Consider the following 14,573-nt stretch of genomic DNA (forward strand, 5'->3'; position numbering starts at 1 on the left):
GCAGGTAAGGCTAACCTAAGGTACGAACATCCTGTGCCGGTACCCCCTTCCGTCACATTCTTCGCAGATCATCACCAACTGCTCGCCGTAGTACGAGCCGTAGAACGACAGGACGGTGCCCCGTGCGCTTCCCGCAGGTCTTCGCCCCACCGGGCCGTGGCGCACGGCGCACCCGCACCCTGGCGACCGCCCTCGCGCTCGCCTCGGCCGTGCTCCTGGCCGGCTGCGGCGGTACGGACGCGCCCTCGGCGAAGTCCGCCGCCACCGGGGCCTCCCCGGCGGCGGACGCGGACCGGATCGAACCGCTCACCGGCACCGCCGCGCCGGAGCTCCCGGTCACCGTGGACTCGGCGGACGGCAAGCGGACCACCATCACATCGGCGGACCGGATCGTGCCGCTCACCGGCAGCCTGAACGAGATCGTGTTCACGCTCGGGCTCGGCGAGCACGTCGTGGCCCGTGACATCACCGCCACCTTCGAACAGGCCGAGAAGCTGCCCGTGGTGACCCGGGCCCACGACGTGTCGGCGGAGAGCGTGCTGTCGCTGAAGCCGACCGTGGTCCTCGCGGACACCACGACCGGTCCGGCGGAGGCGATCGGCCAGATCCGCGACGCCGGGATTCCGCTCGTGGTGGTCGAACCCGCGAAGGAACTGTCCGACGTGAGCCGCCGGATCGAGACCGTGGCCGCCGCGCTCGGCGTACCAAAGGCCGGCCAGACCCTGAAGAAGCGGACGCAGGACCGTATCGACGCCGTACGCGAGTCGGTGCCCGCACCCGCCGACGGGAGCGCGAAGCCGCGCGTCGCCTTCCTCTATCTGCGCGGTTCCGCTTCCGTCTATCTGCTGGGCGGCCGGGACTCCGGGGCGAGTTCGCTGCTGGAGGCGGCGGGCGCGGTGGACGCGGGCAAGGCGTCCGGGCTGAAGAAGGACTTCACCGCCATCACCAGCGAGGCCCTGGCCAAGGCCGCCCCCGACGCGATCCTCGTCATGACGAAGGGGCTGGAGTCGGTCGGCGGGATCGACGGCCTGGTGAAGATCCCTGGCGTCGCGGAGACCCCGGCCGGGATGGACCGGCGGATCGTCTCGGTCGACGACGGCGTGCTGCTGAACTACGGCCCGCGCACCGACCGCGTACTGAGCGAACTGGTCGGCCAGCTCTACCCGGAAAGCGGTGCCGGCAAGTGACGACGTCCTGCGAAACACCCACCAAGACTGCCGGGCCCGAGGCTCCAGCGGCCCTGCCCCGGGCCCGGCGCTCCACCGCTTTCACGCTCACCGCCGGACTCGTCGCCGCCCTGGTCGTGGGCTGCCTGCTGTCCGCCGGGATCGGCGCGTACCGCATTCCGCTCGGTGACGTCCTGGCTTCCGTGCAGCACCGGATCGGGCTCGGCGGGCACGCCCTGGACCGGGTCGGCGAAAGCGTGCTGTGGAACGTACGGCTGCCGAGGGTCGTCCTCGCGCTGCTCGTCGGCGCCTCGCTGGGCTGCGCGGGCGCCCTGATGCAGGGCGTGTTCGGCAATCCGCTCGCCGAGCCCGGTGTCATCGGGATCTCGGCCGGTGCGGCGGTCGGCGCGGTCGCCTCGATCGCGCTCGGGCTGAGCTTCTTCGGCAACTGGACGATCACCGTCTGCGCGTTCGCCGCCGGTCTGCTGACCGTGCTGCTCGTCTACGCGCTGTCGCGGTCGGGCGGGCGGACCGAGGTGGTGACGCTGATCCTCACCGGGATCGCGGTCAACGCCTTCGCGGGCGCGCTGATCGGCCTGTTCATCTTCTTCGCGGACAACGCGCAGATCACCCAGATCACCTTCTGGCAGCTCGGCTCGCTGGCCCAGGCGACCTGGCCCAAGGTGCTGGCCGTCCTGCCGTGCGCGGCGCTGGGCCTGCTGATCGCCCCGTTCTACGCGCGCAAGCTGGACCTCCTCGCGCTCGGCGAGCGGCCCGCCCGCCATCTGGGCGTGGACGTGGAGCGGCTGCGGATCGTGCTGGTGCTGGTCGTGGCGCTGCTGACGGCGGCGGCCGTGGCGGTCGCGGGGATCATCTCGTTCGTCGGGCTGCTCGTCCCGCATCTGCTGCGCATGGCGAACGGGCCCGGGCACCGCTTCCTGGTGCCGGGCAGCGCGCTCGGCGGCGCGCTGGTGCTGGTCGCGGGCGATCTCGCGGCCCGGACCGTCGCGGACCCGGCGGAGCTGCCGCTCGGGGTGCTGACCGCGCTCTTCGGCAGCCCGTTCTTCTTCTGGCTGCTGCGCAGGACCCGTCGCAAGCAAGGTGGTTGGGCATGAAGACCCTGCGGAATCTGTTCGCCCCGCACACCCGGCGGCTGCCGGTGCCGGTGCCCGCCGGGAAACCGTCCGCCGAGGTGACCGGGCTGCGGGTCCGGCTCGGCGGCCGGCAGGTGCTGGACTCGATCGACCTGACGGCTTACGCGGGCGAGGTGCTGGCCCTCGTCGGCCCGAACGGGGCCGGGAAGTCCACGCTGCTCGCCGCGCTCGCCGCCGACCTGCCCGCCGAGAGCGGGGCCGTGCGCATCGACGGGCGCCCGGTCACCGACTGGTCCGCGCCCGAACTGGCCCTGCGCCGGGCGGTCCTGCCGCAGACCGCGGCCCTCGCCTTCCCGTTCCCGGTGGCGGAGGTCGTCCGGATGGGCCGGGCGCCCTGGGCCGGGACGGACCGGGCCGACGAGGACGATCCGGCGGTCGCCGAGGCGATGGCGGCCACCGAGGTCACCGGGTTCGCCGGGCGCCCCTTCTCCGCGCTGTCGGGCGGCGAGCGGGCGCGGGTGGCGCTGGCCCGGGTGCTGGCGCAGCGGGCCCCGTTGCTGCTGCTCGACGAGCCGACGGCCGCGCTGGACCTGCGCCACCAGGAGCTGGTGCTGCGGATCTGCCGGGAGCGGGCCGCAGCCGGGGACGCGGTGGTGGTCGTCCTGCACGATCTGGGGCTGGCCGCCGCCTACGCGGACCGGGCGGCCGTGCTGCACGAGGGGCGCATCGCGGTGGCGGGCCCGCCGGGCGAGGTGTTCTCCGGTGAGCTGCTGGGCCGGGTCTACCGGCAGCCCGTCGAGGTGTTCCCGCACCCGCGGACCGGGGTGCCGCTGGTGGTCCCCGACCGCGCTTCTTGACCTGTGCATTACCTGTGCGGGGTACGCCCATGGGTCGGCCGTGATCCGGCTGTTTCCGGGCCCGCACAGTGAGACCTGAATCACTGCGTACGGGGGTGGCCAACAGGTAAGCCTCGGCTAAGTTAGGTCCGCCTCACCCGGCTTTGTCCGGCCCTTTCCTTCTTTCTCCTTCATCCTCAAGTGGAGCCCCGATGCGAGCCGTTCGTCTCTCCGTCGTCACCGCCGCCGCGACCGCGGCCGCCCTGACCGCCGTCACGGGCTGCGCCGAGAAGAGTGACGGCAAGGGCGAGGGGGCCGTCCAGGTCGTCGCCAAGGACGACTCCTGCGAGGTGTCCAAGACCAAGCTGCCGTCCGGTCACATCGAGCTGGCCGTGCAGAACAAGGGCTCCAAGGTCACCGAGGTCTACGTCCTCTTCCCGGACGACCGCATCGTCGCCGAGCGCGAGAACATCGGCCCGGGCACCAAGGCCACCATCACCGCCGAGATCAAGGCCGGTTCGTACGAGATCGCCTGCAAGCCCGGCATGAAGGGCCACGGCATCCGGCAGAAGATCGAGGTCAGCGGCGGCAAGGTGGCCAAGCGCAGCCCCGAGATGGACAAGGCCGTCGCCGCGTACCGCACCTATGTGCAGGCGCAGGCCGACGAGACCCTGCCGAAGGTCAAGGTCTTCACGGACGCCGTCGCCGCCGGAGACATCGAGGCCGCGAAGAAGGCGTACGCGAACTCCCGCATCGGCTGGGAGCGCACCGAGCCGGTCGCCGAGTCCTTCGGTGACATCGACCCGAAGGTCGACGTGCGGGCGGACGGCCTGGAGGACGGCCAGAAGTGGACCGGCTGGCACCGCCTGGAAAAGGCGCTGTGGCAGGACAAGAAGCTCGGCGCCGAGGAGAAGGCCCTCGCGCCGGTCCTCTACAAGGACCTGGCCGACTGGCAGAAGCGCGTCGGCACCGCCGAGATCACCCCGACCTCGATGGCCAACGGCGCCAAGGAGCTCCTCGACGAGGTCGCCACCGGCAAGGTCACCGGTGAGGAGGAGCGCTACAGCCACACCGACCTGGTCGACTTCAAGGCCAACGTGGAGGGTGCCGAGCAGTCCTACCGGCTGCTGAAGCCGATCGCCTCGAAGAACGACGCCGCGCTCACCGCCACCCTGGACAAGCGGTTCGCCGAGCTGAACAAGCTGCTGGAGAAGTACCGCGCGAACCCCTCCTCGTACGACTTCACCTCCTACGAGAAGGTCGGCAAGGCGGACCGCAAGGAGCTGTCGGACGCGGTCAACGCGCTGGCCGAGCCGCTGTCCAAGCTGGCCGCCGCGGTCACCAAGTAACCGGCCGGGAAGAGGCACCGGGCATGACCGAGGAGACCCGCGAGGCACCCGCCGACGGCAGCGCCCCGTCGCGCCGCGCCCTGCTGGGCTGGGGCGGTGCCGGGCTCGCGCTCGGCGCCGCCGCGGCCGGCGTGGGCGTCGCCGCGGCCCGCTCCGGTGACGACGGCCGGGCGACCGCCGCGGACAGCGGCGCCGCGGTGCCGTTCCACGGGGCGCACCAGGCCGGGATCGCCACCGCCGTCCAGGACCGGCTGCACTTCGCCGCGTTCGACGTGACGACGAAGGACCGGGCCGAACTGGTCGCGCTGCTCAAGGAGTGGACCCGGGCGGCCGAGCGGATGACCGCCGGGCACGCGGTCGGCGACGGGGCTTACGGGGGTCTGCCCGAGGCGCCGCCGGACGACACGGGCGAGGCGCTGGGGCTGAAGCCGTCCCGGCTGACACTGACCTTCGGCTTCGGGCCCTCGCTGTTCGCGAAGGACCGGTTCGGCCTCGAAGGGCGGCGGCCCGAGGCGCTGGTGGATCTGCCGAAGTTCCCCGGTGACAATCTCGACAGGGCCCGCAGCGGCGGCGACCTGTGCGTCCAGGCGTGCGCGGACGACCCGCAGGTGGCCGTGCACGCCATCCGCAATCTCGCCAGGATCGGCATGGGCCGCGTCGCGATCCGCTGGTCGCAGCTGGGCTTCGGCAAGACGTCCTCGACCACCCCGGACGCCCAGACCCCGCGCAACATGCTCGGCTTCAAGGACGGCACCCGGAACATCTCCGGCACCGACACGGCCGCCCTCGGCGCGCATGTGTGGGTCGGGGACGGGGACGGGCCCGGCTGGATGACCGGCGGCTCGTATCTGGTGGCCCGGCGCATCCGGATGCACATCGAGACCTGGGACCGCACCTCGCTCCAGGAGCAGGAGGACGTCTTCGGCCGCGACAAGGGCGAGGGCGCGCCGGTCGGCAAGTCCAAGGAGCGCGACGAGCCGTTCCTGAAGGCGATGCTGCCGACCGCGCATGTGCGCCTCGCCCACCCGGACAGCAATGCCGGGGCGACGATCCTGCGCCGGGGCTACTCCTTCACGGACGGCACCGACGGCCTCGGCCGGCTCGACGCGGGGCTGTTCTTCCTGGCCTATCAGCGCGACACCCGCAAGGCGTTCGTTCCTCTGCAACGGCGCCTGGCGGCACACGACGCACTCAACGAGTACATCCAGCACGTGGGTTCGGCGCACTTCGCCGTCCCGCCGGGCGTCCGCGACAAGGACGACTGGTGGGGCCGGGCGCTGTTCTCGTAACGGGACTCGAAGCGGAAAGGGAACCGAGACGTGTTCAGCAACTTCCTGATCGGGCTGCGTGAGGGCCTTGAGGCCAGCCTGGTCGTCTGCATTCTCATCGCGTACCTGGTGAAGACCGGCAACCGGGACCGGCTGCTGCCGATCTGGATCGGTGTGTCGATCGCGGTCGTCGCCAGCCTGGGCTTCGGCGCCGGGCTCGAGTTCGGCTCGCAGGAGATGACGTTCAAGGCGCAGGAGGCGCTGGGCGGTTCGCTGTCCATCGTCTCGGTGGGCCTGGTGACGTGGATGGTCTTCTGGATGCGGCGGACCGCTCGCCATCTCAAGGCGGAGCTGCACGGCAAGCTCGACGCGGCGCTCGCCATGGGCACCGGCGCGCTGGTCGCGACCGCGCTGCTCGCGGTCGGCCGGGAGGGCCTGGAGACCTCTTTGTTCGTGTGGCGTGCGGTGCACGCGGCGGACGACGGCTGGCATCCGATGATCGGCGCGGTGCTCGGCATCGTCACGGCGGTGGTGCTGGGGTGGCTGTTCTACCGGGGCGCGCTGAAGATCAACCTGGCGAAGTTCTTCACCTGGACCGGCGGGATGCTGGTGGTCGTCGCCGCGGGTGTGCTGGCGTACGGCGTGCACGACCTCCAGGAGGCGGAGTTCCTGGGCGGGCTCCAGAACCGGGCGTTCGACATCAGCGCCACGATCCCGCCGGACAGCTGGTACGGGACGCTGCTGAAGGGCACGTTCAACTTCCAGCCGGACCCCACCGTCCTCCAGCTCACCGTCTGGGCGCTGTATCTGGTCCCGACCCTCGCGCTGTTCCTGTCCCCGGTAGGGTTCGGACGGTCAGTGGCGACGGATCAGAAGGCGCGGAAAGCAGCGGATGAGAAGTCTGGGGCCGGTGCGGCGGGCGACGGGTCTCGCGGCGGCGACGGTGCTGAGCCTGACGGCGAGCGGGTGCGTGACGGTGCACGGGGAGCGGGCGGCCGTACCGGCGGCGACGAGGGCTGAGGCCGCCCGGGCGCTGAAGGAGTTCACCGCCGCGTACAACGCCGCCGACAAGGCGTACGATCCGGCGCTGGACGCGGACGTGGTGACGGGCTCGCTCGGCGCCGTCAACCAGGCGGGGCTGAAGGCCCGGCACCGGATAGCGCCCACCGGCAACTCCCGGCACCGGCCGCTGAAGCTGACCGACGCCCGGTTCGTCATCCCCGAGAAGGCGGGCTGGCCGCGCTGGTTCCTCGCCGACACGGAGGCCAACCGCGACACGGACGAGGACGGCAAGCACAGCCGCTGGCTGCTGGCGTTCACCAAGACCGGCTCCGACGCGGGCTGGAAGGCCGCCTATCTGTCGGTCGTCACCGCGAACCGGCTGCCCGCCGTCGCGAAGGACGCCGCGCCGGTCGCGGCGGACGGGCCGGGACTGGTGGTGGCCCCGCGCGATCTCGGTACGCGGTACACCCAGTACCTCCAGAAGGGCACCCCGGACGTGTTCGCCCCGGGGGCGGCCACCTCGCAGTGGCGGGACGCGCGGCTGACCACCCGGCGGGCCGGGTTCGCGTACCAGTACGCCGACCAGCCGCTGGACGGGGGCGCTTACGCCCCGCTGGGGGTGGTCACCGAGGACGGCGGGGCGCTGGTCTTCTTCAGCAGCAGGCACTTCGAGCGGCAGACCGCCGCGCGGGGGCTGCGCCCGGCGGTCGACCCCGATGTGGAGGCGCTGCTCACCGGCGAGGTGAAGAGCACCCTGACCAAGGAGCGGGTCTCCAGCCAGCTGGTGTACGTGCCGAAGAAGGGCGCCGGCACGGGCAGGGTGACCGTGCTCAGCCGGCTGCCGGGGCTGACCTCGGCGAAGGGCGCGTAGGGCCGTGGGTGCCGCGAAGGCCGTAGGAGCCGTGAAGGCCCCGGCTACCGGCGCAGCGGCCAGGCCACCGATTCGTGGTCGATCTCGCTCTGGCCCTCGGAGCCGACGAACCGCGCGCAGGCGTCCGTCAGGGTCTCCAGGAGCGTCAGCGGGTCGGGCAGCGGGTGCTCGGGGCCGCGCAGCCAGGCGACGTCCAGCTCACCGGGGAGCTGGGCCGGCGGCAGCAGGACGTAGCTGCCCCGGCAGTGCCAGCGCAGGCCGGGGTGCTCGTCCATGGTCTCGGGGTGGCAGTCCAGCTCGCACGGCCACCACTCGTCCTCGTCCTCCGGGGTGCCGCGCGTCGCGGTGAAGAACAGCATCCGGTCGTCGCCGGAGCGGGCCACGGGCCCGACCTCGACCCCGGCGGCGAGGAGCCGTTCGAGGGCCTGCTCACCGGCGGCCAGCGGGACGTCCAGGACGTCGTGGATCATGCCGGTCGCGGTGATGAAGTTGGCCTGCGGCTGGCTGCGGGCCCAGCGCTCGATCTGGGCGCGGTCGGTGGTGGACTGCGTCTGCCAGGCGAAGGAGAGCGGATGGCGGGCCGGGGTGGGACAGCCGATGCGTTCGCACGAACATCGGTAGCCGACCGGGTGGGCGGCGGGTGCGATCGGCATTCCGGCCTCGGCGACAGCCAGGAGCAGCGCCTCCCGTGCGGTGTCGTCGACCTCGCGCTGCTGCGGTTTGGGCCGTCGCCGCAGCCACTGGGAAATCCTGCTCTCTGAGCCGCGACTACGGCCGAAATCGGCGCCCATCTATCCCCTTGCCTTTGCGTTGTGCCCCTGCCCATGGTCCCACCATCCTGCGCCTCAGGTGGCCAGAGTCCGGAAGCGGGTGGGACGACCGATGCCGCACGAGGGGCGCTATCACGTGCTTTGTCGGGAAAGAGCACATGTGGTGGCCGGTCCCGGCGGGGGCCGTGTCACGCGTCCGGGGTCCGCGTCGGCGCGAACCACCCGTTCGGACCACAGCGCCGGGGGCCCCGTACGGCGCACCATGAGTGCACGCACACACCCGTGCGACGCACCGGCCGCAGCGGCCACCAGCCGCCGCGACGATTCGTGAGGAGCCTCGATGCCTCGTGAAGCCACATCCCGGCACTATCTGATGTGTGCCCCTTCCCACTTCAAAGTGACGTATTCCATCAATCCGTGGATGGATCCCACCAAGCCCGTCGACCTGCCGCTGGCGCAGACCCAGTGGGAGGACCTGCGCGACCGCTACCGGGCCCTCGGCCACACCGTCGACCTGCTGGAGCCGCACCCCGACCTGCCGGACATGGTCTTCGCGGCGAACGGGGCCACGGTGATCGACGGCCGGGTGCTGGGCGCCCGCTTCGCCTATCAGGAACGGTTCGCGGAGGCGGCCGCCCACCGCGACTGGTTCCTCGGCCACGGCTTCACCGAGGTCCATGAGCCGGACCACGTCAACGAGGGCGAGGGCGACTTCGCGGTGACCGGGTCCCATGTGCTGGCGGGCCGGGGTTTCCGGTCGTCGCCGCTCTCGCACGCGGAGGCGCAGGAGTTCTTCGGGCGGCCCGTGATCGGCCTCGATCTGGTGGACCCGCGCTACTACCACCTGGACACGGCCCTGTGCGTGCTGGACGACGCGGCCGGTGAGGTCATGTACTACCCGCCGGCGTTCTCGCCGGGCAGCCGGGCGGTCCTGGCGCGGCTCTTCCCGGACGCGCTGATCGCCGGGGACGCGGACGCGGCGGCGCTCGGTCTGAACGCGGTGAGCGACGGGCTCCACGTACTGCTGCCGCAGGCCGCGACGGGGCTGTTCGACCCGCTGCGGGCGCGCGGCTTCGAGCCGGTGCCGATGGACCTGAGCGAGCTGCTGAAGGGCGGCGGCAGCGTGAAGTGCTGTACGCAGGAGCTGCGGGCCTAGGGCCTGTCGTCCGGGGGCGGCCAGGGGTCGCCCCAGCCGGTGTCCCGGGCGGCGCGGTACAGCGTGCCGTGCCGCTTGGTGACCGTGTCGCGGCGCAGGCCCTCGTCGCGGGTGCAGAGGTCGAGGAGCACCTGGCCCTTGCGGATCTGGGGCCTGCGGACGACCCGGGCGGCCACGGGCAGGGGTGTGAAGCGGGTGGCGACGACGTAGCTGAACTTCTCGTCCTCGTACGCCAGTGAGCCGCCCTTCACCTGCCGGTGCAGCGAGGAGCGGCTGACCCGGGCCGAGAAGTGGCACCAGTCGGTGCCCGGCTCGATGGGGCAGGCGCCGCTGTGCGGGCAGGGCGCGGCGACGGTGAGCCCGGCGGCGGTCAGGCGGTCGCGGGCCTCGATGATCCGGGCGTAGCCGCCGGGGGTGCCGGCCTCCACGACCACGACGGCCTGGCCGGCCGCGGCCGCGGCGTCGATGAGCGCGGTGCGGGCGGGGACGGTCAGCTCGTTGAGCACATAGGAGATCGTGACCAGGTCCGCCGGGGCGAGATCCAGGTCGGCGCCGATGCGGGCCCGCCGCCAGTCCGCCGTGCGCAGGGCGGGCGCTCCGGAGGAGGCGGCCAGTTCGCGGCCGAGGGCGAGCGCGGGCTCGGCCCAGTCCAGGACGGTGGTGCGGTGGCCCTCCCACTCCCCCGCGACGGCCCAGCTCGCCGCCCCGGTGCCGCCGCCGACGTCGGTGTGCGTGGCGGGCGCCCAGTCGGGGGCGGCCTCGCGGAGCGCGCCGAGGGCGGACCGTACCGCCTCGAAGGTGGCGGGCATCCGGTACGCCGCGTACGCGGCCACGTCAGAACGGTCGCGGAGCACCGGGGCGTCGGTGGGGATCGTGCCCCGGTAGTGGGCGATGAGCCGGTCGACGGCCTGGCCGGCCTGCTTGGGCGGCAGCCCGTCCAGGAGCCCGGCGAGGGCCGCGCGCAGGGCGTCCGCGGTGGGGAGGGTGGCGATCACCGGTGAATTGTAGGCGGGGCGGGACCCGCTCAGATCGCGGAGGGACGCTGCCAGGGGCGGCACAGGCCGAGGAAGCAGGCGAGGGCGCCGGCCGCGCAGGCCAGCTGGACGACGGCCATCGGGACCGCGGTCTCCTCGCCGGCGATCCCGACGAGCGGGGAGGCGATGGCGCCGATCAGGAACTGCGAGGTGCCGAGCAGCGCGGAGGCCGAGCCGGCGGCGTGCTTGGTACGCATCAGGGCCTGGGCGTTGGTGTTGGGCATCGCGAGGCCCATCGCCGACATCAGCACGAAGAGCCCGGCGGCCACCGGCACGAGCCCGACGTCGCCGAAGACCCCGGAGGTCATCAGGAGCAGCGCGGTCGCGGCGGCCACGATGACGACGAGCCCGAAGGTGAGGGCCTTGTCCAGGCTGACCCGGCCGACGAGCAGCTTGCCGTTGATCTGGCCGACCGTGATCAGCCCGACGGAGTTGATGCCGAAGAGCAGGCTGAAGGTCTGCGGTGAGGCGCCGTAGATCTCCTGGACGACGAACGGCGAGGCGCTGACGTATGCGAAGAGGGCGGCGAAGGCGAGGCTGCCCGCGATCATGTAGCCGGTGAAGACGCGGTCGGCGAGCAGGCCGCGCATGGTGCGCAGCGCGTCCCCGATGCCGCCGGTGTGGCGTTCGGCGGGCGGCAGGGTCTCGCCGAGCCACTTCCAGACGACGAGGGTGAGCAGCAGGCCGACGCCGGTCAGCACGCCGAAGATGCCGCGCCAGTCGGTGAGCCGCAGCACCTGGCCGCCGATGACCGGGGCGATGACGGGGGCGACGCCGGAGATCAGCATCAGCGTCGAGAAGAACCGGGCCATCGCGACGCCGTCGTACAGGTCGCGGACCACGGCGCGGGCGATGACGATGCCCGCCGCGCCGGCGAGGCCCTGGATCAGGCGGAAGGCGATGAGGAGTCCGGCGGACGGGGCGAGGATGCAGAGCGCGGTGGCCAGCACGTAGACCGCCATGCCGAGGAGCAGCGGGCGGCGCCTGCCCCAGCGGTCGCTCATCGGTCCGACGACGACCTGGCCGAGCGCCATGCCGGTGAGGCAGGCGGTCAGGGTGAGCTGGACGGTGGCGGCGGGTGCGTGCAGCGAGTCCGTGACGGCGGGGAGCGCCGGGAGGTACATGTCCATCGACAGCGGCGGGAGCGCCGTGAGGCCGCCGAGGACGAGGGTGACGAGGAGGCCGGTGCGCCGGGCGGCGGCTGTACCGGTGGCAGGGGTCCCTTGCGGGGTGGTGTCGGTGGTGCGTATGTGCGGGGCCCCGCTGAGGCCGCTCTCCGGCATTCTCGTCTCCATAGTTGTTGAATCCGGCTCTATGCTCTCAGCTCGGCGGGGATGGTCGACACCTTTTTGGGAGCGTGCATGAGCAGGACTGTCCGTTGGGGCGTGCTGGCGACCGGCGGGATCGCGGCGACGTTCACCGCCGATCTGAAGACCGTGCCCGGTGCGGAGGTGGTGGCCGTGGCGTCCCGTTCGGACGCCTCGGCGCGGGCGTTCGCGGAGCGGTTCGGGATACCGAGGGCGTACGGCGACTGGGCGGGCCTGGTCGCGGACGACGAGGTCGACGTGGTGTACGTGGCGACGCCGCACTCCGCGCACCGGGAGGCCGCCGCGCTCGCGCTGGAGGCCGGGAAGCACGTGCTGTGCGAGAAGGCGTTCACGCTGAACGAGCGCGAGGCGCGGGAGCTGGTGAAGCTGGCCCGGGACCGCGGGGTCTTCCTGATGGAAGCGATGTGGACGTACTGCAATCCGGTGATCCGGCGCCTCACCGAGCTGGTGCGGGACGGGGCGATCGGCGAGATCCGGACCGTGCAGGCCGACTTCGGCTTCGCGGCGGAGCTGGGCCCGGACCACCGGCTGCGCGATCCCCGGCTGGGCGGCGGGGCGCTGCTGGACCTGGGCGTGTACCCGGTGTCGTTCGCGCAGCTGCTGCTGGGCGAGCCGGACCGGGTGCGGGCGGACGCGCTGCTGTCACCGGAGGGCGTGGACCTGAACACCGGGATGCTGCTGGGCTGGGACTCGGGTGCCAACGCGCTGCTGTCCTGCTCGATCGTCGGGCACCACCCGACGGCCGCGACGGTGATCGGGACCGCCGGGCGGATCGACATCCCGCACAGCTTCTTCCACCCGGAGGGCTTCGTGCTGCACCGGGCGGGCGCCGAGCCGGAGGAGATCACCTCGGGCCCGGGTCCGCAGGGGCTCTCGGGGATGCAGTACGAGGCGGCCGAGGTGATGCGCGCGGTCCTGGCCGGTGAGAAGGAGTCCCCGCTGGTGCCGCTGGAGGGTTCGCTCGCGGTGATGCGGACGCTCGACGCGGTGCGTGACCGCATCGGCGTCCGCTATCCCGTGGACGCGGTCTAGGCGGGCTTCAGACCGGGGCGGCCGGCTTCGGTGACGTAGGAGCCGGCGGTGGTGACGGGGGCTCCCGGCGTGGTGACGGCCGAGACCGTACGGAAGTCGGCGCGGGCCGCCCGCTCCTGGAGGGTGACGACGGTGTAGCCGCGGCGCCCGTTGTAGAACTTCAGGTGCGGGTTGGCCGCCATCAGGTTGTTGTAGTTGGACGGCTTCTCCGCGCCGTCCTTCCCGCTGGTGACGGACGTGGTGACGATCTCGGTGCCGATGGTGCGGGAGGCCGGGTCGTCGAAGTCCCGCTTGATGTCGAAGCCGTAGTTCACGTGCACATCGCCGGTGAGGACCATGAGGTTGTCCACACCGACGCGCTCGGCACCCTTCAGGATGCGATCGCGGGAGGCCGGGTAGCCGTCCCAGGAGTCCATGGACAGCTTGAACGCGTCGGTGGGCACGTCGCGCCGCTGGGCGAAGGTGACCTGCTGCGGCACCACGTTCCAGGTGGCGTGCGAGTGGCGCCAGCCGTCGATCAGCCAGCGCTCCTGGGTGGCACCGGTCAGCGTGCGCCTCGGGTCCTCGGACTCCGGTCCGGGCTTCTGCCAGCCGTCTCCGTACGCCTGGTCGCTGCGGTACTGCCGGGTGTCGAGTACGTCGAACTGGGCGAGCCGGCCGAAGCTCAGGCGGCGGTAGAGCCGCATGTCAGGGCCGGTCGGCCGCTGGGGCGTGCGCAGCGGCTGGTTCTCCCAGTACGCGCGGTAGGCGGCGGCCCGGCGGATCAGGAACTCCTCCGGCGGCACGCTGTTCTCGGGGATGTCGCCCGCGTAGTTGTTCTCGGTCTCGTGGTCGTCCCAGGTGACGACGAAGGGGTGCGCGGCGTGGGCGGCGCGCAGGTCCGGGTCGGACTTGTAGAGGGCGTACCGCAGCCGGTAGTCCTCCAGCGTCTCCGTCTCCCGGTTGAACAGTGCGGGCAGCGTGCGGTCGGTGTAGCCGCGGGCGCCGCCGGTCGCGTTGACGGCGTACTCGTAGAGGTAGTCGCCGAGGTGGAAGACGACGTCCACGTCCTCCTGGGCGAGGTGCCGGTAGGCGGTGAAGTAGCCGTCGTGGTACGCCTGGCAGGAGACGGCGGCCAGGGCCAGTTCCCGCTTACGGGCGCCGGGCGCCGGTGCCGTACGGGTGCGGCCGGCCGGGCTCGTCCACTGTCCGGCGCGGAAGCGGTAGTGGAGGACGCGGTCCGGGGCGAGGCCCCCCACCTCGACGTGGACGCCGTGGTTGAACTCCGGGTGGGCGTACGTGGTGCCGCGCCGGACGACGCGGTGGAACCGCTCGTCGTGGGCCAGCTCCCAGCGGACCTCGACGCGGGCATCGGGGAGACCGCCGCCGGGTTCGAACGGGCGGGGCGCGAGCCGGGTCCACAGCAGCACGGAGCCGGGCAGCGGGTCGCCGGACGCGACGCCGAGCGTGAACGGGTCCTCGCTGATGCGCCGGCCGTCCATCTCGCGGGCGCTCGCGGTCCCGGCGGCGGGCAGGCCGACCGAGAAGGCGAGCGCGGCGGCGGCTCCGGTGACGGTGAGGAAGCGGCGGCGGTCGGTGTGCCGGGCGGCGTCGCGCAGCTCCTGCTGTGGCGATGAGTGCGTCATCTGTCCCTCCCCTGACTGGTGGTGTGGGGGAAGTCCAGCGGC

At 72.4% G+C, this 14,573-nt stretch carries 13 protein-coding genes; 9 read left to right on the top strand and 4 right to left on the bottom strand.

The window, feature by feature from the left end; genetic code table 11:
* The first annotated feature begins 122 nt into the window (after positions 1-122).
* The 7 genes from OG338_RS07135 (at position 123) to OG338_RS07165 (ending at position 7,586) form a co-directional block, all read left to right on the top strand.
* A complete protein-coding gene (locus OG338_RS07135; RefSeq protein WP_405936511.1) occupies positions 123-1,187 on the top strand; it encodes a hemin ABC transporter substrate-binding protein in 1,065 nt (354 codons plus the stop codon).
* The gene (locus OG338_RS07140; protein ID WP_405936512.1) at positions 1,184-2,281 is read left to right on the top strand and encodes a FecCD family ABC transporter permease; all 1,098 of its coding nucleotides are present in this window, start codon (positions 1,184-1,186) and stop codon (positions 2,279-2,281) included. The genes OG338_RS07135 and OG338_RS07140 overlap by 4 nt, the downstream gene beginning before the upstream one ends.
* Positions 2,278-3,117: a heme ABC transporter ATP-binding protein gene (locus OG338_RS07145; RefSeq protein ID WP_405936513.1), complete on the top strand. Its 840-nt coding sequence runs from the start codon at positions 2,278-2,280 to the stop codon at positions 3,115-3,117. Before OG338_RS07140 ends, OG338_RS07145 begins: the two co-directional genes overlap by 4 nt.
* 191 nt (positions 3,118-3,308) lie before the next feature.
* Positions 3,309-4,445 (top strand): iron uptake system protein EfeO, encoded by a 1,137-nt coding sequence (gene efeO / locus OG338_RS07150; RefSeq protein WP_405936514.1) that lies wholly within the window; start codon positions 3,309-3,311, stop codon positions 4,443-4,445.
* Between the two features lie 23 nt (positions 4,446-4,468).
* Positions 4,469-5,734, top strand: coding sequence for an iron uptake transporter deferrochelatase/peroxidase subunit (gene efeB / locus OG338_RS07155; protein ID WP_405936515.1), 1,266 nt, complete (start codon positions 4,469-4,471; stop codon positions 5,732-5,734).
* Between the two features lie 30 nt (positions 5,735-5,764).
* Positions 5,765-6,733, top strand: a complete 969-nt coding sequence (gene efeU, locus OG338_RS07160; RefSeq protein ID WP_405936516.1) for an iron uptake transporter permease EfeU — start codon at positions 5,765-5,767, stop codon at positions 6,731-6,733.
* The gene (locus OG338_RS07165; RefSeq protein ID WP_405940342.1) at positions 6,684-7,586 is read left to right on the top strand and encodes a hypothetical protein; all 903 of its coding nucleotides are present in this window, start codon (positions 6,684-6,686) and stop codon (positions 7,584-7,586) included. Before efeU ends, OG338_RS07165 begins: the two co-directional genes overlap by 50 nt.
* Positions 7,587-7,630: 44 nt before the next feature.
* Here the strand turns inward: OG338_RS07165 and OG338_RS07170 are convergent, their stop codons facing one another.
* A complete protein-coding gene (locus OG338_RS07170; RefSeq protein WP_405936517.1) occupies positions 7,631-8,377 on the bottom strand; it encodes a bifunctional DNA primase/polymerase in 747 nt (248 codons plus the stop codon).
* 319 nt (positions 8,378-8,696) lie between these two features.
* Here OG338_RS07170 and ddaH point away from each other — a divergent pair, with 319 nt between their 5' ends.
* Positions 8,697-9,512, top strand: coding sequence for a dimethylargininase (gene ddaH / locus OG338_RS07175; RefSeq protein WP_405936518.1), 816 nt, complete (start codon positions 8,697-8,699; stop codon positions 9,510-9,512).
* On the opposite strand, the gene OG338_RS07180 is transcribed toward ddaH, so the two are convergent.
* Both OG338_RS07180 and OG338_RS07185 read right to left on the bottom strand, forming a co-directional pair.
* Positions 9,509-10,507 carry a small ribosomal subunit Rsm22 family protein gene (locus tag OG338_RS07180; RefSeq protein ID WP_405936519.1) on the bottom strand — a complete coding sequence of 333 codons (999 nt, stop codon included), beginning with the start codon at positions 10,505-10,507 and terminating at the stop codon, positions 9,509-9,511. The two genes, ddaH and OG338_RS07180, sit on opposite strands and share 4 nt — an antisense overlap.
* 29 nt (positions 10,508-10,536) lie before the next feature.
* Complete coding sequence (locus tag OG338_RS07185; protein WP_405936520.1) at positions 10,537-11,829, bottom strand: multidrug effflux MFS transporter; 1,293 nt, start codon at positions 11,827-11,829, stop codon at positions 10,537-10,539.
* Positions 11,830-11,907: 78 nt separating this feature from the next.
* Between OG338_RS07185 and OG338_RS07190 the strand changes: the two genes are divergently transcribed.
* On the top strand, positions 11,908-12,906 hold the full coding sequence (locus tag OG338_RS07190; protein ID WP_405936521.1) for a Gfo/Idh/MocA family protein: 999 nt from the start codon (positions 11,908-11,910) through the stop codon (positions 12,904-12,906).
* Here the strand turns inward: OG338_RS07190 and OG338_RS07195 are convergent.
* Positions 12,903-14,531 carry an alkaline phosphatase D family protein gene (locus OG338_RS07195; protein WP_405936522.1) on the bottom strand — a complete coding sequence of 543 codons (1,629 nt, stop codon included), beginning with the start codon at positions 14,529-14,531 and terminating at the stop codon, positions 12,903-12,905. The genes OG338_RS07190 and OG338_RS07195 overlap by 4 nt on opposite strands.
* Positions 14,532-14,573 lie beyond the last annotated feature (42 nt).

This window comes from Streptomyces sp. NBC_00726 (genome assembly GCF_045161735.1).
In the GTDB taxonomy this organism is placed as follows: domain Bacteria; phylum Actinomycetota; class Actinomycetes; order Streptomycetales; family Streptomycetaceae; genus Streptomyces.

Excerpts from the sequence above, each read along its gene's own strand:
- OG338_RS07145 (WP_405936513.1), top strand. The coding sequence starts at position 2,278 with ATGAAGACCCTGCGGAATCTGTTCGCCCCGCACACCCGGCGGCTGCCG.
- efeO (WP_405936514.1), top strand. The coding sequence starts at position 3,309 with ATGCGAGCCGTTCGTCTCTCCGTCGTCACCGCCGCCGCGACCGCGGCC.
- efeB (WP_405936515.1), top strand. The coding sequence starts at position 4,469 with ATGACCGAGGAGACCCGCGAGGCACCCGCCGACGGCAGCGCCCCGTCG.
- OG338_RS07170 (WP_405936517.1), bottom strand. The coding sequence starts at position 8,377 with ATGGGCGCCGATTTCGGCCGTAGTCGCGGCTCAGAGAGCAGGATTTCC.
- ddaH (WP_405936518.1), top strand. The coding sequence starts at position 8,697 with ATGCCTCGTGAAGCCACATCCCGGCACTATCTGATGTGTGCCCCTTCC.
- OG338_RS07185 (WP_405936520.1), bottom strand. The coding sequence starts at position 11,829 with ATGCCGGAGAGCGGCCTCAGCGGGGCCCCGCACATACGCACCACCGAC.
- OG338_RS07190 (WP_405936521.1), top strand. The coding sequence starts at position 11,908 with ATGAGCAGGACTGTCCGTTGGGGCGTGCTGGCGACCGGCGGGATCGCG.
- OG338_RS07195 (WP_405936522.1), bottom strand. The coding sequence starts at position 14,531 with ATGACGCACTCATCGCCACAGCAGGAGCTGCGCGACGCCGCCCGGCAC.